At 38.8% G+C, this 20698-nt stretch carries 20 protein-coding genes; 8 read left to right on the top strand and 12 right to left on the bottom strand.

What is annotated here, in order from left to right:
* Positions 1-59: 59 nt before the first annotated feature.
* Positions 60-323 (bottom strand): succinate dehydrogenase assembly factor 2, encoded by a 264-nt coding sequence (locus tag O2942_09760; GenBank protein ID MDA0782534.1) that lies wholly within the window; start codon positions 321-323, stop codon positions 60-62.
* 282 nt (positions 324-605) lie between these two features.
* Here O2942_09760 and O2942_09755 point away from each other — a divergent pair, with 282 nt between their 5' ends.
* The 5 genes from O2942_09755 (at position 606) to O2942_09735 (ending at position 4427) form a co-directional block, all read left to right on the top strand.
* The gene (locus O2942_09755) at positions 606-1073 is read left to right on the top strand and encodes a rhodanese-like domain-containing protein (GenBank protein ID MDA0782533.1); all 468 of its coding nucleotides are present in this window, start codon (positions 606-608) and stop codon (positions 1071-1073) included.
* Positions 1074-1075: 2 nt separating this feature from the next.
* Positions 1076-2482: a chromosomal replication initiator protein DnaA gene (dnaA, locus tag O2942_09750; protein ID MDA0782532.1), complete on the top strand. Its 1407-nt coding sequence runs from the start codon at positions 1076-1078 to the stop codon at positions 2480-2482.
* 105 nt (positions 2483-2587) lie between these two features.
* Positions 2588-2788 (top strand): DUF465 domain-containing protein, encoded by a 201-nt coding sequence (locus tag O2942_09745; GenBank protein ID MDA0782531.1) that lies wholly within the window; start codon positions 2588-2590, stop codon positions 2786-2788.
* Positions 2789-2860: 72 nt separating this feature from the next.
* Positions 2861-3355, top strand: coding sequence for a 5-(carboxyamino)imidazole ribonucleotide mutase (gene purE / locus O2942_09740; GenBank protein MDA0782530.1), 495 nt, complete (start codon positions 2861-2863; stop codon positions 3353-3355).
* Between the two features lies 1 nt (position 3356).
* Complete coding sequence (locus tag O2942_09735; GenBank protein ID MDA0782529.1) at positions 3357-4427, top strand: 5-(carboxyamino)imidazole ribonucleotide synthase; 1071 nt, start codon at positions 3357-3359, stop codon at positions 4425-4427.
* 36 nt (positions 4428-4463) lie between these two features.
* Here the strand turns inward: O2942_09735 and O2942_09730 are convergent, their stop codons facing one another.
* From O2942_09730 to O2942_09695, 8 genes are all read right to left on the bottom strand, one after another.
* A complete protein-coding gene (locus O2942_09730) occupies positions 4464-5066 on the bottom strand; it encodes a hypothetical protein (protein ID MDA0782528.1) in 603 nt (200 codons plus the stop codon).
* A 136-nt stretch (positions 5067-5202) separates the two neighbouring features.
* Entirely contained in the window at positions 5203-5769 is a 567-nt protein-coding gene (locus O2942_09725) for a hypothetical protein (GenBank protein ID MDA0782527.1), read from the bottom strand.
* A 91-nt stretch (positions 5770-5860) separates the two neighbouring features.
* Positions 5861-9379 carry a type II secretion system protein gene (locus O2942_09720; protein MDA0782526.1) on the bottom strand — a complete coding sequence of 1173 codons (3519 nt, stop codon included), beginning with the start codon at positions 9377-9379 and terminating at the stop codon, positions 5861-5863.
* Between the two features lie 8 nt (positions 9380-9387).
* Positions 9388-12153 (bottom strand): hypothetical protein, encoded by a 2766-nt coding sequence (locus O2942_09715; GenBank protein MDA0782525.1) that lies wholly within the window; start codon positions 12151-12153, stop codon positions 9388-9390.
* 148 nt (positions 12154-12301) lie between these two features.
* Complete coding sequence (locus O2942_09710; GenBank protein ID MDA0782524.1) at positions 12302-12580, bottom strand: DUF2610 domain-containing protein; 279 nt, start codon at positions 12578-12580, stop codon at positions 12302-12304.
* An 84-nt stretch (positions 12581-12664) separates the two neighbouring features.
* On the bottom strand, positions 12665-13456 hold the full coding sequence (modA, locus tag O2942_09705; protein MDA0782523.1) for a molybdate ABC transporter substrate-binding protein: 792 nt from the start codon (positions 13454-13456) through the stop codon (positions 12665-12667).
* A complete protein-coding gene (gene hisI / locus O2942_09700) occupies positions 13449-13841 on the bottom strand; it encodes a phosphoribosyl-AMP cyclohydrolase (GenBank protein MDA0782522.1) in 393 nt (130 codons plus the stop codon). Before hisI ends, modA begins: the two co-directional genes overlap by 8 nt.
* A gap of 3 nt (positions 13842-13844) precedes the next feature.
* Positions 13845-14756 carry a zinc ABC transporter substrate-binding protein gene (locus tag O2942_09695; protein ID MDA0782521.1) on the bottom strand — a complete coding sequence of 304 codons (912 nt, stop codon included), beginning with the start codon at positions 14754-14756 and terminating at the stop codon, positions 13845-13847.
* A 41-nt stretch (positions 14757-14797) separates the two neighbouring features.
* Between O2942_09695 and O2942_09690 the strand changes: the two genes are divergently transcribed.
* Together O2942_09690 and O2942_09685 are read left to right on the top strand one after the other, a co-directional pair.
* The gene (locus O2942_09690; protein ID MDA0782520.1) at positions 14798-15559 is read left to right on the top strand and encodes an ATP-binding cassette domain-containing protein; all 762 of its coding nucleotides are present in this window, start codon (positions 14798-14800) and stop codon (positions 15557-15559) included.
* The gene (locus O2942_09685; GenBank protein MDA0782519.1) at positions 15552-16337 is read left to right on the top strand and encodes a metal ABC transporter permease; all 786 of its coding nucleotides are present in this window, start codon (positions 15552-15554) and stop codon (positions 16335-16337) included. Before O2942_09690 ends, O2942_09685 begins: the two co-directional genes overlap by 8 nt.
* Position 16338: 1 nt before the next feature.
* Here O2942_09685 and O2942_09680 read toward each other — a convergent pair whose 3' ends face one another.
* Positions 16339-16779, bottom strand: a complete 441-nt coding sequence (locus O2942_09680) for a hypothetical protein (protein MDA0782518.1) — start codon at positions 16777-16779, stop codon at positions 16339-16341.
* Positions 16780-16814: 35 nt separating this feature from the next.
* Positions 16815-18002: a cystathionine beta-lyase gene (gene metC, locus O2942_09675; protein MDA0782517.1), complete on the bottom strand. Its 1188-nt coding sequence runs from the start codon at positions 18000-18002 to the stop codon at positions 16815-16817.
* A 278-nt stretch (positions 18003-18280) separates the two neighbouring features.
* Here metC and ahcY point away from each other — a divergent pair, with 278 nt between their 5' ends.
* Positions 18281-19600, top strand: coding sequence for an adenosylhomocysteinase (gene ahcY / locus O2942_09670; protein MDA0782516.1), 1320 nt, complete (start codon positions 18281-18283; stop codon positions 19598-19600).
* 43 nt (positions 19601-19643) lie between these two features.
* Here the strand turns inward: ahcY and O2942_09665 are convergent, their stop codons facing one another.
* Positions 19644-20546: a response regulator gene (locus O2942_09665; GenBank protein MDA0782515.1), complete on the bottom strand. Its 903-nt coding sequence runs from the start codon at positions 20544-20546 to the stop codon at positions 19644-19646.
* Positions 20547-20698: the final 152 nt, after the last annotated feature.

Genomic DNA, 20698 nt, shown 5'->3' with positions numbered 1-20698 from the left:
ATAGCAACTTCTTTTTTCTTTCATATGATGTCTATAGATTGCGGTATTTAACAAATAAACTACTCACCCTTCACAAAATCAAACTCCCGAAGCATTTTTGTCACTTTGTTCTCATGCTCTTTGGGGAAATCTTTTGCGCCGGTTATCCATGCGTAAATATCCCAATCGTCTTGTGAAATAAATTTTTCATAAAGGTCAACTTCCTCGGCGGAAAAAGTTTCAAGGTATTTCTTCGCAAACTTTCCTAAAAGTGCATCTGTTTCTTTACATCCTCTATGGATACTTTGATAAAGTAAACGTTTTAATCTTTCATCTCTACTCATAGTATTTTACACCCGATTTGCTCAACTTGAAATTGAACTATTTGTTAAGTTGTTAATGGTAATTTTTACTTAAATTTTAACTAAAAAAAATTATTTTTACTAAGCTCAAGACATATCCTGACTTTTGATTCTGTCAATAACTTTATTTGAAAATTTTTAAAAAAAAGTAGTTTACTAACAGCTTTCTTTGGGGCATTTATAGGTATAGGAAGACACATAGGGAATCAGTTAGATTCAATCAAAAAAATAAAAACTGATAAAACGCATAGGGAAGATAGCTTTATGGGCAACCCAACTTCTATTTCAAATAAAATTAAATCAAAAGTTGCAAAGGGTTGTGCAGGTGAGGTGGAGCCTGATATAGCATGGGACATACTTAAAAACGATTTTAGCGCTATTTTAGTCGATGTTAGAACCGCACCGGAGTGGACGCTTGTAGGAACTCCTAATTTAAGCGTTTTATCAAAACAGGCTATATTTATTCCATGGAGGGTTTTCCCTACTATGGAAATCAACGAAAAATTCGTTTATCAGGTCGAAGACCAAAATAAAATAGGAAAAGATTCACCGATTTTTTTCTTATGCAAAACGGGAGGTCGCTCGCTAGATGCCGCAATCGAGATGACTAAACACGGCTATACTCAATGTTATAATATATTCGGAGGTTTTGAAGGTGATTTAGACGAAAACGGACATAGGGGAAACAAAAACGGTTGGAAAAAATACAATCTACCATGGGAGCAAAGGTAATTATGCAATCAGCAGTAAACAAAAAAAACGACATAGATTTTAATGATAGTTGGCTAATAATAACCGAGCAGTTAAAAAAAGAATTCGGTGCAGCTACATATAAAAGCTGGTTCTCCCACTTGAGGCTTGTTGATGTGAAAGGCAGCGAGGTCGTTTTGGAAGCTCCTACAAGATTTATCCGTGAGTGGATTGCTAACAACTATCTAAGCAGAATAAAAGAGCTTTGCCGTAATCAAAAAGCATCTATTTACTCGGTTGATATCATCGTTAATAAAACGGCGACAATAACTCCTATCAATAGCAACGTTATAGCATCGGGAGTTGACGTTACAGGTCAGAATATCGGTGTTATAGGCTTAGAGAAAAATAGTAATAATATATCCTCACCGCTAGATAGAAGGTTCACATTCGACAACTATGTCGTAGGAAATTCAAACAAGCTTGCCTTTATGGCGGCTAAATCGGTTGCGGAAAATAATGAGGTTGTTCAGGGCAACAATCCATTGTTCCTACATGGCGGTGTAGGGCTTGGTAAAACTCACCTTATGCACGCTATCGCCTTGCACGTTCAACAACATCAGCCTGAACGTAAAGTGCTTTATTTATCGGCTGAAAAGTTCATGTATCAGTTTGTAAAATCACTTCGTGAGAACGATATAATGACCTTCAAACACTGTTTCCGTGAAGTCGATATACTCATGATAGATGACGTTCAGTTCATTTGCGGCAAAGAAAGCACGCAAGAAGAATTTTTCCACACGGTTAACGCTCTTTTGGATATGAACAAGCAGATAGTTATATCGGGTGATCGCTCACCGTCCGACCTTGACGGTATGAAAGACCGTGTAAGATCCCGCTTAGGCTGGGGTATGGTTGCCGATGTGCAGTCAACAGATTTTGAACTGAGACTCGGTATATTAAAGTCAAAAGTCAGCAATATGAATAAAAACGATATTCCCGAGCAGGTTCTGGAGTTTTTAGCAGGCAAGATACGCTCAAATGTAAGGGAGCTAGAAGGAGCTTTGAACAAGGTTATCGCACATTCAAACCTTATGGACGTTCCTGTTACTATGTCTTCAACTCAGCAAATTCTGGCAGACTTATTACGCAGCAATGAAAAAACCGTAACTATTATGGAAATCCAGAAGAAGGTAGCAAAATATTTTGAAATAAAGCTATCCGATATGTCTTCTGCAAAACGCTCAAGATGCATTGCCCGTCCAAGACAAATAGCCATGTATCTTTGTAAACAGCTTACTATCCGTAGCTTGTCCGAAATCGGTCGCAAGTTCGGAGGCAAAGACCATACTACCGTAATGCACGCTGTAAAAAAAGTTGAAGAATTAAGAAGTTCGGACTCAGAGTTCAGTAACGATGTGGAAAATATTATTAACATTATTAATTCATAATAAATTTTGTTAAAAAATATACCCCGTTATGTTCTTTTACGTTTTAATTAAGTTGAAAATATGTTATCATTCTAACTCTTTAGTTTAGACAGTTAAGGAATGATAATGGGAGAAGAGGAAAAAGCCAGAAAAGAACTGGAAGAGTGTCAGGACGAACACAAACAGTTAAATATAAAAATTGAGGCTATCAGTAAAGAATCACAGTTCGATCAACTTATGCTTCAAAGAATGAAAAGAAGAAAGCTCTGGCTAAAAGATAGGATATCTTATTTACAGGAATTTTTATGTGATGACATCATTGCATAAATTTCTTGATTCTACTTTATTATTAAGACATAATCACCCGCTTATTATTAATAATCAACAAAGCTTTTAATAATGACAATTGATAAAAACTCTCCTGTGGTAGGAATCATAATGGGTAGCCAGTCAGATTGGGCTACCATGAAATGTGCTGCCGATATACTTGATGAACTGGGTATAAAACACGAAAGCAAAATCGTATCTGCACATAGGACTCCCGATAGATTATTTAATTATGCACATAGTGCATATGATAGAGGTATTAAGGTAATAATCGCAGGAGCAGGCGGTGCGGCACATTTGCCCGGTATGACTGCGTCAATGACTCATTTGCCTGTATTTGGCGTTCCTGTAAAAAGCAAAGCCTTAAAAGGAATGGACAGCCTTTTGTCAATCGTGCAAATGCCGGCAGGAATACCGGTGGGTACTCTGGCAATAGGGGAGGCGGGTGCGAAAAATGCCGCTTTACTAGCAGCTTCCGTAATTGCATTGCTTGATAATGATATACGCAATAAGCTACTGGAATATAGAAAAAATCAAACTAATTCTATTAAAGAAGATCCGTCATAAAATGAAAGTAATAAAACCCGGAGCAACAATCGGCATTTTTGGTGGCGGACAACTCGGAAGAATGTCGGCTCTTGCTGCGGCAAACCTTGGCTATAAAGTTCATATTTATACCAACAAAGATGATAGCCCTGCATCACATTTTGCAACCAAGACCATAATTGCCGATTATGAAGATAAAGAAGCTCTGCTTGATTTTGCAAAAAATGTTGATGTAATTACATTTGAGTTTGAGAATATACCCCACAAATCCATACAGCTTCTTGAAGAAATATCGCCCGTTAACCCACGTTGGCAGGTTTTGCATATTACAAAGAACAGATTGCGGGAAAAAAGATTTATAAATTCGATAGGTATTGCTACTGCCCGATTTGAAGAAGTGGTGGGTTCCGAGTCCCTAAAAAACGCATTTAATACAATAGGTACAGACTGTATTTTAAAGACCGTCGAAGACGGATATGACGGCAAAGGACAATATAAGATAAACGGCTCAACCGATTTTAAAAAAGTCTGGAATGAATCCGGAATGAAAGTAGGAGTGCTTGAAGGGAAGGTTGATTTTACTAAGGAAATATCAGTTATAGTCGCACGTACATATGACGGTCAAACAGTGCCTTATCCGCCTGTTGAAAATATCCATAAGGACGGCATACTGGATACAACGATATCTCCGGCGCAAATAAGTGCCGAATTAGCTTTTGATGCAAAAGAAATAGCTACAAAAATAGCTCAAAATATTGAACTTGTAGGTTTGCTTGCCGTGGAAATGTTTGTTACTAAAAATAACGAAATAATTATAAATGAGCTTGCTCCAAGACCTCATAATTCCGGACATTGCACAATTGATGCGAGTATTACGAATCAGTTTGAACAATTTATTCGTGCCGTATGCGGACTGCCTCTGGGAAACCCCGATTATCACAGCAAGTCTGTAATGAAAAATCTTATAGGTGACGAAATAAACCTATGGAAAGACTATGTAAAAGACCCTAACGCAAAGCTACATCTATACGGTAAAAAAGTAATAAAAGAAGGTCGCAAGATGGGTCACGTTACAATAATTCAGGATAATTAAAACAAATCGGCATTGCGGCTAAAATAACGAAAAGGTTTATTCGTCAAATAACGGCTCATTAAAACTCGGTTTATTAAATAAGTTTTTCGTATTATCAGGTACTACAGGGTTATCCGCTTCAGGATTGTAATTATAATATTGATATTGTTTTGGTCGTTGCCCGCCATAAGGCTGTTGTTGATAAACATTCTGAGGCGGATAAACCGGATTATCGGCACTTGAGTCATATATAGGGTAATAATCGTTATAAACTTTATCTTCAAAGCCACCATATGACTGACCGTTGTAATACGGATTATCGGCTGACGGATCGTATGTAGGATATTGATATATCGGAGCTATATCACGAGTGGCAGGTAAAACGGGGTTATCCGCCTCGCTGTCATATATAGGATAAATTTTAGTATCGTAAGCTTCGTATATTTTTTCACTCGGAAGATAATCAGAAGAGGGCTTGTATAACGGAAGGCTATCATCATTGCCGTAATGCGGGATATTTTGCCTATAAGCCGACTCTGCATTGTATTGAGGCAGTCTTTTGTCAAGCCTTTCAAGAAGTTCGCTATCGTAAATGCCGGAACCGCAACTACTTAAAATAACCGAAATAAGTAAAACAATAATTGCAGTAAAAAAACGCATAGGAATCTTAATATAATATTAAACCACTTAATTAGTAGCGGAAAATACTAACAGAATCATGCTTTATGTAAATTATTTTAGTTAAAAATATTGTGTGCAGTTTATTATAAGTATCATCAGAATCAGAGGTAAACATCTATGATATAGTGCAAAAACAGTCCTTTTCCTGATTTTGCCTTTGCTCCAATATGAAACTTGTGTAGTCATGATCCATTTTCATATCTTCTGCAACAATGGATCTGTCAGCCATCTGTTCAGCCTCAGCAAAGTTGCTTGCACCGTTTTTCAAGTGTTGTTTGGTAAAATTACTTTTGCGATTGTAATATCTTAGCTTCTCGGAACGTTCCGTATCTTTTTGTAGTTTTTCGATTTCTTTTTCACGCTTTATTTTATCTAATATTTTTTCACGGTCAGGGCTTTCTGCAACTTCTTTTATTTTTTTTAAAGCATCTTCTTCAGAACTACCGTTTTTTACATAATAATTAATTAATGAGTGCTTTGCTTTTTTAGGATAAATTTCTGTTTGCATGTAATTATATTTAGATGCCTGATATGAAATTCCTTCTTCAGCTTTGATATCCGTATCGTGAGGTATATTCAGAACTTCCGGTTTTTTCTTAAATCTGACCGTCTTAGTAACAGACTCGCCGCCTGAAGAATTTCGTATTGCGGATTTTAAGTTACGGTCTTGTTGTTTTGTCACATCGTCTCCAACATACTATCTTATAAGTAATCCATAATTTTGGAAATGGTAGCACGTTTGAGCAAGGAAGTCACATTAAAAAGTTAATTTTTTAATTTTGATTGATTGTAACGCCCCATTTTGAAGAAAGGTATTGTTCGATATATTCTCTTTCAGAATCACTTAGTTCGTCTGAAAAGAACATTATCTCGGCCATTTGACCTTCAAATTCACTGCCGTTTACAGTATCACTATCACCGATTACTAACTGACCGCCACCTGTTGCACCTGTTGTGTACGTGGCAGTTTTATAGTTTGTACCCGCACCGCTTTGTGCCCCCTGAAAGTAACTTGTTACTGCTCCCGTTGATGATACGGTTCCGCTATAAAGCCTTAGTGCATTACCCGCTCCTGACGGAGAATCGGCAGTAGTTTCGACTGTTACGCCGCCTATTTTATGTGTAAAACTCATTCTTTTACCACCGGCATTCGTGTAGTAAATTCCATATTGATGATTGCTAGCATTTGTGAATTTTGTAAATATGTAATGATCTCCTGCACCGGCAGCCGCAGTATCGTATAAAACAAACAAACTTAAATCACTATCTCTATCTAATGTTGAATGATTAGGTATAGTCATACGTTGGAAACTAGCCGCATTAAAATTCAACACCGGCATGGTTTCGTCAGGTAATCCACCATCTATAACATTAATTGTAAATGCACCGTCAGCAGTGAGGATTGCGAATGTAGGCCTGTTGCTGCCGCTTGACACCGCATTGTTGGTGTTGGACGATTTATCTTCCCAACATGCTACACTATCGGCTGAGTTTGCTTTAGTTCCGCCGCAAGCATCTTCGAATACGGTGCTTGTATCACTTGCATCTAGCCATAGCTCAAGACTAGCTATATCATCAGGACTATTATTTATTGCCCATTTATCGGATAAATAATTTTCTACGGCAAGTGCTTCATTGGTTGTCAGTTTTTTATCATAAATAATCACTTCACCTATATTACCGAGATGGAATTTATCGGAATCAGACGTGGTCTTGCTTTGCCCGCCAATTGTAACCGGTCCTTGGCTACCACCTCTTGTGGCTGCCTCATTAATCTGACCGCTACCAAGTGCAGTAGTTGTGGCAGCTTTTTTTTCTTCTTTTAATTCCGTACTATTTATTTTGATAACCATTTGATTGGTAAAGTCAACATTCATATGTAAAATTGCATAGCTCGGTGTAAATAAGTCGGTTTTATTCATGTGGTCGGCACCGGTTGCATAAGGGTCTATAGCATTTTCTATAAAGCTTAAGCCGTATCCTAAAGTTTCAGCATTACCGAAATCAACTATATATCCTTTAGCCGTAGATGAAGATTTTGAACTATCTGCTACAGCGAAAATATTTAGACCGTCATTTGCACTGTAAATGTAATTACTACCTAAAGTGAGGTGATCATTAGTACCGTCAAAGTCAATTGTGTCCAAACCGTTTGTACCATCTTGATTGTAAAGAGGCATACGGCTTGTTACGGTTTGTTCGGCATTAAATTCATTTGCACTTTTATCTTCCCATAACGTCACCTGAGCTGACGAACCGTCTAAAGTAATCGTAGTACAATCATTTGCATCTAGCCATAGCACCTGACCGGAACTTGACGGCGGATTGGTATAAGTCGGAGAACCGGAATATATAGCTGCACAGGTGTTAAATTTGTTCTGCCCGAACAAACATGCACTGCCACTGGATAGCTCTTGAACCAAAACGTTATTGTCGGTAACGCACTGGCAGGCTCCTTCAGGACGCTCCTGATTGCGTATAAACTCCATACCCGGAGGGCATAGCTCGCTGTTTGTGTTGTTTAGGTCTATGCTCCATTTATCCGATAAATATACTTCAAGCGAGCTACGCTCCTGATTAGACAGGGTCGTATTGTATAGCACTATCTCACCTATTTTTGCATCAAGAAGTTCGGCACTTCCGGGATTTGAGGAGAACAAATAAACATCCTCATCATTTAACACGAGGCTTCCCAAAACAGCACCTGAAGATTGAGCTAGTTCTTCACCGTCCATATAATAATTAACATTCTGTCCGAGATTAACTCTCCATGAATATAGTACGGGTCTGCCTACCGGAACCTGACTATTGGAAGAAAGGGTGCTGCTATTATCAATAAATAACTGCCCTGTGAAGCTACTCAGACCATACTGAAAGTGTCTTGTGCCGGGGTTTTGTACTTTACTCAAAATAGACGAGGCAGATGGAGATGTCGGAACCGAATCAACCTGACCTACAAAGAAGAACGTATTATTCTGGATTGAATCAAGACTAGGGTTATTAGGATTTTCCGCTATCCTTAAGAAGTCGGAACCGGCATCATCATTGGCAACCAGTACATTCCTGTTATTCATTCCCCCCGTATCACCGATAGGATCATATATATCATAATCCGGACCGGTGGTGCTTATCGCATTATTTCCGTTGTCGGATTTATCAAGCCAACATTGAACCTCGTCACCGTTTTCTGCCGTGTCATTACATGTAGATAATTCATGTACCGTATTACTATCATCGGCATCTAACCACAAAACCAGCCCCCTGAATGAACTTGGCAATTTTATTTCAGTAGGAGCACTATCACATAACTCGGATAGTATTAAAGCATTGTTAAATATCTGATCGGCTAATGTCGTTGAGGTATTGCCGGCTAAAGTATTTAATGTAGTGCGACCTTTTTCAATCAACTCCGTAGCATTTTCACATGTTAGCGGGGATACGTCCACAGGTGATGTTACATTAAAAGGTCTTAAAACATCTTTTTTAAGACCGAATTCAACAATATCATCAAAAGTATCCGTTTTAGGAGATTGTATATAGTTCTTAGAAGTATGATTTGTATTCTGACCTTCAACACCGGATGCCGGAGCAGGAGCAGTGGTAGCGTTTTTACCCCAAGCAACACCCTTACCGTTACTACCGTGACTAATAATAACGTAGATGGCTCCGTTATTGTTCGGAGGAAGGTTGTTAATATCTGTTTTGTGGATACCCTTCCTGTCCATAATACCTATATCGCCATGAAAAGTAGACACATCAAAGTCTTCTGAAAGCCCGGCACCTTTTGCTATACGGTATGTAAATTTTCTATCCCAGCCATCATACATATAGTCATCAGGTAAACCTAACGTTCTAACAGGCACTGCACCTGTGGCATTTGCCAAAAGATCGTTTGCGTTCACTACTCCATCGTCATTTAGATCGGAATCGCCATTGCCGTCATCTGCCGCATCATTGTCACATTCTTCAAAATCAGAATCGTCCCCGTCGGCTTGTGTGTTATTATATGCAACTTCATAACCGAAAAATTGGTGACTGTTGTTTGTGCTATTATCGCTTGAAAGTTGCGGGCCGGCAGGGCATGGAACTCTAAGGTTAACTCTGATAAAAGATTCCAAAGCCGCCTCTATTTTTTCTAGCTTCATATAGGTTTCTTTTAAATTATCAGCCTCATTCTTCTTTCCCATAATAGAAAGACCGCCGACAGCAAGCATAGCAAGTATAGAAGTTGATATGGCAAGCTCTGCCAGTGTGTATCCTTTTTGATTGATGCTTCTAATTACGTTTGTCATAATGTTTCTTAGTTATCAATTTCTACGTTCCATTTATCCGATAGGTAGGTTTCAATTATTTTTCTGTTTACATCGTCTAGCGGCTGGTCATAAATTATTATTTCCCCTACAAATCCATTACTAAGATATCTGCCAACCGTTGTTCCGTCGTAATCTGCCCCAATAACAAACCTATCTGCGGTATTAGGGTTGGTAGGCTCATAAGTTAGCGATGTTTTTCCAACGCTATTATAATAAAAATCAAAATTTGTACCGGTTAACGAGCTATCGAATACCAAACTCATTATGAATGAATCTTCAGCTAAACTAAATCCGTTAGTTACCTGATAAGAAGTACCCGCCTCTTGCATATTGTCGGCACTTAAGTTTATGTCTGTCTGGGCTGAGCTATATCTTATTCTAAATACATCATCTCCAGCTGTAGGGCCACTATAGTCGTTTACCGAGATTATACTGCTGTTAGAAGCACTACCTACTGCGAAGTCGCCAACAACAAATAATGAAAAATCATTACTAAATACGCCGGCAACTCCATTGGCTTCCATATAGTCATCTGTTTGGAACTTAATAACGCTCCTGTAATTCATAGTAGGCTCTTTTATAAAGGACGGCTGATTTCCGGCAGTTGTTTGAACCGCATTGAACCCCGAAGGTGATTTATCCATCCAGCAGCCTAATGAACCTGAGGTGATTCTTGTCGTACAGTTGCTTTGGTAGAATGTTGCCTCATCATCGGCATCTAACCATAATACCGGCTGTGCCGATAAGGTTGCTGAAATAGGTATTGCGGATATATTCCATTTGTCGCTTAAGTAATCGCTAACTATATTATGATTCGCCTCTGTAAGTGCGGTGTCATAAATGATTATCTCACCCATTTCGCCGTCCATACGGGTAAGATTATCGTTTCTTCCGCCTATATCAAGGGCGGTAGAGCCGCCTGCCGGAGTCGGACCGCCATATGTTCCCGTTCCGTTTTTTACACCGCTTTTATAGTGCGTTATTGTGGTTCCCTGCATTATTACAGAAAAAACATAATCATTATCTGCGTAAATATTTGTATTTGATTGAACATAACCATTTACGACACCATTACCCCTGAAAAAACGCAAATTGGCAGGTTCTCCCGAGGTAGTAGTGTATATGTCATATGGGTTGGGCTGGTTACTGTTGCTTTTTGAGAGTATTCCCGTCCATTGATTAAAATCGTCAAAATTAAGGGTAAATAAAACACTCATATCACCTGTGATATCCAGTCTATTGTCATCGGGAATTGAAAGTTTATTTCCTGCTATTCCCGGAAATACTATAACATCTTTAGAGTTCATGGTTCCTGATAGGCTGTAAACAGGTCTGTTTACAGCCGTAGTTTGAGTTGCACTAAATCCGATAGTTGATTTGTCCCTCCAACACGCAACACCATCGCCGTATTCGGCAATATCAGAACATGCAAGGTCTTCAAAAACAGTTTCAGGGCTATCGGCATCAAGCCAAAGAACCATATTGTCCCTTACGGTAAGACCGCTTGCGGCGAACCAATCCATCGTACAGCCGCCGTCCCATGCATCATCGGCACATGTACAAACATTATTCTTAGATGAATAAGTGGTTTCAGCTGCGTGGTTGCCGCCCGTTCCTACGGTAGTTGCGTTGTTTCCCGGACATTGAGCACCCGACCATGTATCGCCCCTTAAAATCTGAGGCTGATATCCGTAATAGCTGATACAAATATCCTGTACCGCCATCATCAGACCAAGCCCGACTTGCTCGCCCGTGTTATATATTCCGGCGGTATGGTCGTAACCGGTAATATCTGAAGTCATGAAGTTAGCTTGCGAAGAGGTGATATTTTTAATTTGCTGAGAGTTTGTTTCACATTCTGCAACGCTTATTTGTTTAGCACTAGACCTTGTTGTTAGTCTTTCTATTTGTATCTTGGTTTTAAATGAGGTTATATCATCAAAAGTAGTATTTTTTGCTTGTTTTACAAAGACATATTTGCCGTCATAAGTTCCGCCCACTTCCAATCCGTCGGAATTTTCCAATTCATTTCCCGCCCCTGCGGTAAGTTGGCTACCGCTGGGCAGGAAAGCTCCCAGACCGTTAGAGCCGTGACTGACTACAACATATGCCGCAGCGGTGGTATAAGGATTAGTGCCGTCTGTCACTACAATATCACCGGAATTATTTTCATAGTCGTTACGTGTACAGCCATTTTCACGGCTGGCAGCCTGTTCGGCGAGGGTACCCGGTAGCGAAAAACCGGCATCTCTTCCGCAAATTTTCGGCGATATGGCATAAGTAAAACGCCTTCCCCATGCATCGTTAATATAATCATTGCTCAGTCCTAACGACTGGACGGGAACAGCCCCCATGTTTACAGGGCAATCAATACCGTATGTGGCAGTGCCTGAGGTTTCCTGAGTTTCATCAAGATCTTCGGTTCCAAAGTCATTACCGTAAGTGTCGCCACCCGTACCTACCACGCCATTCGTACCCAGAATGTGAGTATTGCCTATACGCATTTGCGGATCTGCCGGACAAGGAAGCCTGTCACGCTCAACACGAAAGGCTTCTATAGCCTTTTCTATCCTATCCATTCTGGCTCTTGTTTCTACCGCATTTTGTGCGTCGGTAAGGGTTTCGGGCTGCGTCCATGAAAGAAAAGCCACAGTGCTTGCTGCCGCAATACTTATTATAACCGACAACTCAATTAAGCTGAATCCTTTCTGGTTGCTTTTTTTTATAAAAAAAGCAAAACGATTAAAAAACATCTGCCCCCTGTAAGTCCACTAACTGTAAACCTTATCAAATACATTGCCTTTGTAACAACCTACTGTTTTATTATACACTAGTTCAAAGACAATTACAAAATAAATACATTGTTATAAACGTAGCCGTATCATTTTAAAACATAATCAATCATGATGGGACGGGAGCCTCGTCAAAATCATCATTCACCTGATCACTTATTGCATAAACACATAGCTCTTCAAATGATACGTTATTCTTTTTCGATAATTCATATAGCTTGGCTATACTATCCATTATATCAGCGGGTATGTTACCGCCACGGTTCTTACCAAGCCATTCTGCCTGAAAATGAAGAGGGTGGTGCGTAGATTCAGGTTCACCGATATATATAGTAAAAGGTGCTCTTGTACCTCCGAAATCGCATGGAACAGTAAACTTTTTCACCATATTTAAGAAAATTCCTTTAAATTACATATTTCACGTTGATTCTAGCAATTATGCTTAAAAATCGCAATAAATAATAACGTAGAATCAGTCTATAATAAATCCGTGTTTCTTAAATACCTGCTTTGATTCTTCCTTTTGAATAAATTCAAGAAAATCTCTGGCATAGCCCATATTTTCACCGGCTACTACGGCCGCCTGATAAATAATAGGTTCATGCAGGTTTTCATCAACTACATTTAAGATTCTAACCTCATCATTGCCCCTTGCATCGCTATAATAAACTATTCCTGCCGTTTCGCCCTGTGCTATAAGATATAGGTTGTTTTTAGAACTAAGGGACTTGATGGTTTTCGCATTAAGTGACTCCCATAATTTTGTACCGTTTTGCTCATCGAGTTTTTCTATTGCCTGCTTTGTGTACATACCCAGAGCGGTATTGCCGGGGTCGCCAAACGACATTATTGTTCGGTTTCCCAGATTCTCAAGTTTCCCCTCAAGTCCTGCTGCCGCAATGGGATATTCGTTTAGCTTACCTTTAGCCGAAGTTATTAAAACCAGTTTATTCTTGACCAGATTAGTAAGCGAATAAACATCAATTAAACCCATTTGCTTTAAAGATGCCATCCAATAAGGGTGAGAAGATATGAATATGTCGGCAGATTCTCCGTCCTCAATTCGCCACGCCTGTTCTGCCGTAGAATTATATGATGCCGTAACCGTAATGTTCTTTTGCCTTGAATATTCAATTGCCAGTTCGGTTATAGGGTTGGTAAGGCTGGAAGATGCCAAAATTGTAACATTAGGCAGCCCTCGCAAGTCGGCATTGGCTATTTGTGCAAAAAAAACTATGATTATAAATAATATGTGCCTACTCATTATAAAGCTCCTCAGGGGGAGTGACGACATCTTGGTTTATCTTGATATTATCATTATCTACAGTCTTAAAGAAGCAACTTTTTCTGCCCGTGTGGCAAGCAACTCCCTCTTGTTCCACGATAGCTAAAATAGTGTCATTATCGCAATCAAGCCTTAGTTCTATTATTTTTTGTATTTGCCCTGAAGTTTCACCCTTTTTCCAAAGCCTGTTTCTAGAGCGTGAAAAATAGTACATCCGGTTGTTATTGATAGACTCACGCAATGCGTCGGCATTCATCCACGCCATCATAAGCACTTCATTTGTCTTAGAGTCCTGCACTATCGCCGGAACAAGCCCGTCATCATTAAACTTTACGGTTTCTATTATTTTCTCTGCACCGGACATAATCTAACCTTTTAAACACGATTTAATGTTATTAACTATATTATCTAATATAATGAAATATGCATCTTTACCAGCTTCAATTTCATAACCTATAGGATCAAGGGTTTTTATTTTGATATCCTTACCTAAAAATATATTATCTATGACGGCACTAGAGAATTGCGGTTCTGTAAAAATGCAGGAAACATTTGATTTATTAACCGCCTGTTCAATTTCTTTAATCCTTTTTGCTCCGATACCGCTAGATGAAGGATCGGTCATGCTTCCGATATTGTTTAAGCCGTATTCATTTTCAAAATAACGGTAAGCATCGTGAAATACTATAAAGGGAAGGTTTTTATACTCTTCCAGTTCTTTATGGTATTTTTCACTTGCAGACGCATTCTTCTTAGAAAAATCTAAAAAATTCTTCGTATATTTTTCTGCGTTTTGAGGATTATGCTCAATAAGTATATCTAGTATTTTCTCTGCTATTATGACGGAATTTTTTGATGACAGCCATATATGAGGATCAATTTCCCCGTGATGGTGGTCGTGTTCATCTTCGGTATTATTTAAGTTTTTCCCGTTGTTTAGAAGATGTAAACCGTTTGTTTTGATTAGTTGTAGGATTTTTTTGTCATTTCCCATACTAATAACGGTTTTGTTTAGGAATGTTTCCAACTCATCGCTAATATAAATTATTATGTCGGCTTCATTTATATTACTTGCGGCTGAAGGCTTTAGGGAGTAATCATGCGGTGACGAATTATCATTAACTATTAGGTAAGGCTCTGTAATTCCATCGGTAATATTAGCCGCTATAGAATGTATCGGCTTAATGGAAACCGCTATTTTAGGGGGGCTATTTTGTTCTTTGGAATGGGTATTGAACGAAAATATTATTAAAAAAATTGCGGTTATGATTTTTATCATTATATTACAACAGACTATTCAAATACTAAAGCGTACGTATTATGACGAAAGAATTGATTAATTGCAAGGATATATCCGTATCTTTCGGCGATAGGAACGTTTTAAAGGGCGTTTCACTTATAGTAAGCAAAAAAGAGATAGTAACGATTATAGGTCCGAACGGAAGCGGCAAGACGACACTCTTAAAAACAATTTGCGGGATTCAGCATCCTACTAAAGGCAAGGTGAAAGTATCAAAAAATACCGTAATAGGCTATATGCCGCAAAAAATACACATTGAGAAAATATTGCCTTTAACCGTCAGAAGGTTTTTAAGATTGAACGGTACATCTAAAAAACTAAGAAGCATTGAAGATGTGGAAAGTATCGCAATAAAATTCAATATATCTAACATATTAAAACAACAGGTTCATGATATATCCGGCGGTGAAATGCAGCGTGTGATGCTTGCAAGAGCTGTTTTACTGAACCCCGACCTGCTAATCCTTGATGAACCGACGCAAGGGCTTGATATAAACGGACAAGCGGAGTTTTATAACCTGATATCGCATATACGTGATGAAATAGGCTGCGGTATAATTATGGTTTCCCATGATTTACATATGGTAATGGCATCTACTGATAAAGTTGTGTGCATAAATCAGCATATATGCTGTGAGGGAACTCCTGAGGACATAAACGAACACCCTGAATATATAGCTTTATTCGGTAAGAAAAACGCAGAGAATGTAGCGATATACACACATAATCATGACCATGTTCATGACCCGAGCGGTTGCGTTGACGGAGATAAAAATGCTTGATGATTTTTTAATAAGGGCAATCATTGCCGGAACAGGAGTAGCTTTAGCAGCAGGACCTTTAGGCAGCTTTTTAGTGTGGAACCGCATGGCATTTTTTGGCGATTCTTTGGCACATTCTGCGTTGTTGGGAGTGGCTATAGCGTTTATTTTTAACGTTCATCATATCTTGGGTATAGTTATATCGGCATCGGTATTTTCTCTTTTGATAGTGTCGTTACAAAAGAACCGCTCATATTCGAGCGATACAATGCTCGGTATAGTTGCTCATAGTGCTTTAGCAAGCGGACTTGTGGTAGTGTCGTTTTTTGACGGCATAAGGGTCAATTTAATGAGCTTTTTATTCGGTGATATACTGGCTACCGACTTAAACGACATCATACTTATTTACACAGGTCTTATTATATCACTTTCAGTTTTATACAAAATATGGCGACCTTTATTGCTTACAACGATAAATTACGACATGGCAAAAGTTGAGGGGGTAAATGTTGATGTAATTCGGCTGATATTCATGCTTTTAATATCGTTACTCGTTGCATTATCAATAAAAATAGTAGGGATATTACTGGTTACATCGCTACTTATAATACCTGCTGCAACTGCAAGGAAGTTCAGCAATACTCCTGAAAGAATGGTATTAGCGGCAAGCTGTGTAGGAACAATGTCTGTCTTTATGGGGCTGTATGCTTCGTTGAAGCTTGATACACCTTCGGGCCCTAGTATTGTTGTGTGTGCTTTGATTTTGTTCGTATTAAGCAGTACGATAAAAAGAGCTTAGATTACCACGGTCTTGTGTTAGAACCGTTATATTTAGGAAACACAAAATCGTCATTGCATATAGGTTTTGTACTAACATACTCCGGATTTGTCTTGTCATCGGGGTCCCAGCATTGGGCGTTACACCACTTTGCCCATTTCATACGGCATTGCTCAATTTTTGTTCGAGGTCTTTTTGCTATATCGTCAAATTCCGCCGGACCATACATATTCCAGCATGCGTGCATGCATTGCTGACACTCAATGCCATCTAAATCATCAACTTCATCACGGCATTCTACGCAATCAGGGTTGTTATCACATTTAGCGCCGTATTCGGATAATGCATGAGAAGTATTCGCTTTTAACGACACAATAACAAAAAATAACGCTATAAAAATAATATTTTTAACGTTGCCCTGAAACAAGCTCAGCATAACAAGAATTTTTGACTTATTTACCATAAGGCAAATTATAAATTAAACCGTTTAATAAAAGGTTAACCGAGCCTTTTAAGACCTGATTCAATATCCTCTTTCAAATCTTCTTCGGCTTCCAGACCTATATATAAACGGATACAGCTTTGCTCTATATCCCATTTTTTCGCAGTACGTATGGTTTTAGGGTCAAAATGTATTATAAGGCTTTCATATCCGCCCCATGATGCACCGATACCGAAATATTTCATGCCGTTTATCATGTTACATATGGATTCATACGAATATTTTTTATCTAAAATTACGGTAAATAAACCTGTTGAGCCTAGAAAATCACGCTTCCATATCTTATGCCCCTCAAAGGAAGGTAGGGCAGGGTGTAAAACCGACTTAACCTTAGAATGTTTTTCCAGCCATTTAGCGATGCTTAACGCAGATTGTTCATGTGCTTTAATCCTCGTCGGCATTGTCCTTATGCCGCGAAGTGCCATATAACAATCCTCAGGTGCTACGGAAACACCCAGATTTTTATATGTGTTAAATATCTGCTTGATATATTTGTTATTGCAGGTGATAGTGCCTATTATCAGGTCGGAGTGACCGCCTATATATTTTGTACCTGCCTGTATTGAGATGTCAACCCCATGTTCGAACGGCTTAAAATAAAAGGAAGTTCCCCATGAGTTATCTATAATTACGGCTATATCCCTTTGTTTTGCAGCGTTTGATATGGCGGGAATATCCTGTATTTCAAAAGTTAGCGAACCGGGGCTTTCGGTAAATATAAGCTTGGTATTATCCCTGATAAGGTCTTTTATGCCTGCACCTATAAGAGGGTCGTAATATTGGGTTTCAACACCAAGGCGTTTTAGCTCTTTATTGCAAAAACGTCGTGTCGGTCCATATACCGAATCGGTAATTAATATATGGTCGCCTGAGCTAACTAACGCCAATAGCACCGTAGTTATAGCCGATAACCCCGAAGGTGCAACCAGTGCATATTCCGCTCCCTCAAGCTCTGCTAGAGTTTTTTGCAGGTCAAAACGTGTAGGAGTGCCTCCTATTCCATAGCTAAAATCGGCAACCTGACCGTTACCGCTTTGATAAACATCTTGTCCGCTATCGGCTTCCATATATTTTTGCCACGTCTCAAACAGAATTGTAGATGTTTTATGGATAGGGGTGTTAACGGTTCCCTGATTCTTTTTATAATTCTTACTTGATGTAATCGCTAATGTTTCGGGTCTCATAGTTTTACCTTAATCTTTATTTTCGATTCGGGAGTGTTCGCAATTTATGTCATGCTGAACTTGTTTCAGCATCTACTATCCGTTTACAGTAAGATACTGAAACAAGTTCAGTATGACAAAGCTAAGTTTATAGAACACTTCTGCCATTGAATATAAAGGAATTTCTAGAAAATTAAACGCTAAAAACACATAATATAAAGATTACCTATTTACTTTGTATTATAGTCACTATAAAAACGTAAATATTAAAAAGTATTTATAAAAAAACAGGAAAAAATATGAACTCAAAAGCACACGCCGAAAAATCAGGATTTAGCGACTATAAAATTGCCGACATATCTTTGGCAGAATGGGGACGTAAAGAAATTACGATTGCCGAAACCGAAATGCCCGGATTAATGGCTGTCCGTGAGGAATACGGCAATAGCAAGCCTCTTGCAGGAGCAAAGATTGTAGGGTGTCTGCACATGACGATTCAGACGGCAGTTTTAATTGAAACTCTTACATATCTTGGTGCTACTATACGCTGGAGTTCATGTAATATATTTTCGACTCAAGATCATGCCGCAGCGGCTATTGCGGCAAAAGGCATACCTGTTTTTGCATGGAAAGGGGAAACGGAAGAAGAATATGAGTGGTGTATCGAGCAAACATTACAAGGGGCTGACGGTTGGAAGCCTAACCTTATTTTAGATGATGGCGGTGATTTAACTGCGATAATACATAACAATCACCCTGAATTATTAAAGGATATAAAAGGTCTGTCCGAAGAAACAACTACGGGTGTACACAGGCTTGTGCAAATGGCTAAGAAAGGAACGCTAAAAGTTCCGGCTATTAATGTTAACGATTCGGTTACAAAGTCTAAATTCGATAATCTATATGGCTGCCGTGAAAGTCTGGTGGACGGCATAAAACGTGCCACCGATGTTATGATATCGGGCAAGACTGCCGTTGTAGCCGGATATGGTGACGTAGGAAAGGGGTCTGCCGCATCGCTTAGTAATCAAGGAGCTAGGGTTTTAATAACCGAAATAGATCCTATATGTGCATTGCAGGCATGTATGGAAGGTTATCAGGTTGTTACTATGGAAGAAGCCGCACCTATCGCAGATATCTTTGTAACTACAACGGGTAATAAAGATATTATAACTATCGACCATATGAGGGCTATGAAGGATAGGGCTATTGTTTGTAACATAGGTCACTTCGATAACGAAATACAGGTTTCCGCCCTTGCAAATATGAAGTGGGAAGAAGTAAAACCGCAAGTAGATGAAGTTGAATTCCCTGATGGAAAAAGGATAATTCTACTAGCTAAAGGAAGATTGGTAAATCTAGGCTGTGGTACGGGACACCCTTCATTTGTTATGAGTGCTTCATTTACAAATCAGGTTATGGCACAAATAGAGCTATGGAAAAACTCATCTAACTATGAGAACAACGTATATACCTTGCCTAAAAAGTTGGACGAAAAGGTTGCGCGTCTGCATCTGAAAAAAATCGGTGCAAACCTTACTAAGCTAACAAAAGAACAGGCAGAATATATTGATGTAGATGTTGAAGGACCTTATAAGCCGGAAATGTATAGATATTAAAACTTAAAAATCCCTGTAAATTGTAAATTTTACAGGGATTTTTTTACCCTATTGCCCTGTTAAAAGTGCATGTGACTTCATTACCGGATTCGTTATATTCAATTTTTTCTGCCATAAGTTTTGCTGTGGCAATTCCTCTGCCGTTAGGTTCGGTCAGACGCAGAGGGTCAAAATCCTCATACTTACGCCAGTTAAATCCTTGACCTTTGTCAGATATCTTGACGGTAACAGCTTCATTATCAACGTTAAAAAAAACATCGACCGTTTTTTTTGCGTTTTCAGGAAATTTACTCCTTTCATCAATCTCCTTTGCAAAATTATCATGGGCAAGAAGCTTGCCTTTTTCTTCGTGACCGATAGATAATAAGCCGTGTTCCACTGAATTTACCATTAATTCTAAAAGAGCAGTGTTTATCCTATCCGGCTTGTCGGCTTTACACGATATAGCAGATGCAAGTTTCTTTGCCTCCGCTATATTTTTATATTCAAAATGCCCTTTTTTTAACATTTCTGCTATCGAAGTTTCATCTTTCATGCGTTTATAGATATTATTCCGCTTTATACAATCCCTTGATGCGGCATTTACCATCGCAACCATAATAGTCGAATCAAAAGGTTTACATAAATAATAGTAAGCCCCTCGTTCCATTCCTTGTCTTACTTCATTAACGCCTACATCACCTGTTTGTATTATAACCGGAATGTTTTTTAGTAAGCTATGTTCTTTCATTTTTGATAATAAATCCATGCCGTTCATTTTAGGCATCATTTTATCTAGCAATACTATATCAAAACTTTCCGGATTGTCGTTCATATGCTGCCATGCTTCGTGACCGTCATTATATGCCAGAGTGTCATAACCGGAATCTTTTAGATTTTTAATTAGTATTTCAAGATTAATGTCATCATCATCGACTGCCATTACTTTAATATTCTGACTTTGCATTTCAATCTCCGTGTTAATAAGGAACGCATAAATACAACTAAAGTACTTTTTGCCGATATTTGCAAATCTTTTTATATCAAAATGTACAATTAATTGGTTCAGATGCTTGTTTACCCTTCGGAGGGAGGGAGGGAGGGAGGGAGGGAGGGAGA

The organism is Pseudomonadota bacterium (assembly GCA_027620075.1).
Taxonomy (GTDB): Bacteria; Pseudomonadota; Alphaproteobacteria; order Rickettsiales; family UBA6187; genus 1-14-0-20-39-49.
The sequence above is the reverse complement of the archived record's forward strand: the minus strand, read 5'-3'. Positions and strand labels throughout refer to the sequence as shown.

Coding starts and splice junctions, on each gene's coding strand:
- O2942_09715 (MDA0782525.1), bottom strand. CDS start 12,153: ATGTTTTTTAATCGTTTTGCTTTTTTTATAAAAAAAAGCAACCAGAAA.
- dnaA (MDA0782532.1), top strand. CDS start 1,076: ATGCAATCAGCAGTAAACAAAAAAAACGACATAGATTTTAATGATAGT.
- metC (MDA0782517.1), bottom strand. CDS start 18,002: ATGAGACCCGAAACATTAGCGATTACATCAAGTAAGAATTATAAAAAG.
- O2942_09665 (MDA0782515.1), bottom strand. CDS start 20,546: ATGCAAAGTCAGAATATTAAAGTAATGGCAGTCGATGATGATGACATT.
- O2942_09680 (MDA0782518.1), bottom strand. CDS start 16,779: ATGGTAAATAAGTCAAAAATTCTTGTTATGCTGAGCTTGTTTCAGGGC.
- O2942_09685 (MDA0782519.1), top strand. CDS start 15,552: ATGCTTGATGATTTTTTAATAAGGGCAATCATTGCCGGAACAGGAGTA.
- O2942_09735 (MDA0782529.1), top strand. CDS start 3,357: ATGAAAGTAATAAAACCCGGAGCAACAATCGGCATTTTTGGTGGCGGA.
- purE (MDA0782530.1), top strand. CDS start 2,861: ATGACAATTGATAAAAACTCTCCTGTGGTAGGAATCATAATGGGTAGC.
- O2942_09710 (MDA0782524.1), bottom strand. CDS start 12,580: ATGGTGAAAAAGTTTACTGTTCCATGCGATTTCGGAGGTACAAGAGCA.
- ahcY (MDA0782516.1), top strand. CDS start 18,281: ATGAACTCAAAAGCACACGCCGAAAAATCAGGATTTAGCGACTATAAA.
- O2942_09730 (MDA0782528.1), bottom strand. CDS start 5,066: ATGCGTTTTTTTACTGCAATTATTGTTTTACTTATTTCGGTTATTTTA.
- modA (MDA0782523.1), bottom strand. CDS start 13,456: ATGAGTAGGCACATATTATTTATAATCATAGTTTTTTTTGCACAAATA.
- O2942_09760 (MDA0782534.1), bottom strand. CDS start 323: ATGAGTAGAGATGAAAGATTAAAACGTTTACTTTATCAAAGTATCCAT.
- O2942_09720 (MDA0782526.1), bottom strand. CDS start 9,379: ATGACAAACGTAATTAGAAGCATCAATCAAAAAGGATACACACTGGCA.
- hisI (MDA0782522.1), bottom strand. CDS start 13,841: ATGTCCGGTGCAGAGAAAATAATAGAAACCGTAAAGTTTAATGATGAC.
- O2942_09755 (MDA0782533.1), top strand. CDS start 606: ATGGGCAACCCAACTTCTATTTCAAATAAAATTAAATCAAAAGTTGCA.
- O2942_09695 (MDA0782521.1), bottom strand. CDS start 14,756: ATGATAAAAATCATAACCGCAATTTTTTTAATAATATTTTCGTTCAAT.
- O2942_09745 (MDA0782531.1), top strand. CDS start 2,588: ATGGGAGAAGAGGAAAAAGCCAGAAAAGAACTGGAAGAGTGTCAGGAC.
- O2942_09690 (MDA0782520.1), top strand. CDS start 14,798: ATGACGAAAGAATTGATTAATTGCAAGGATATATCCGTATCTTTCGGC.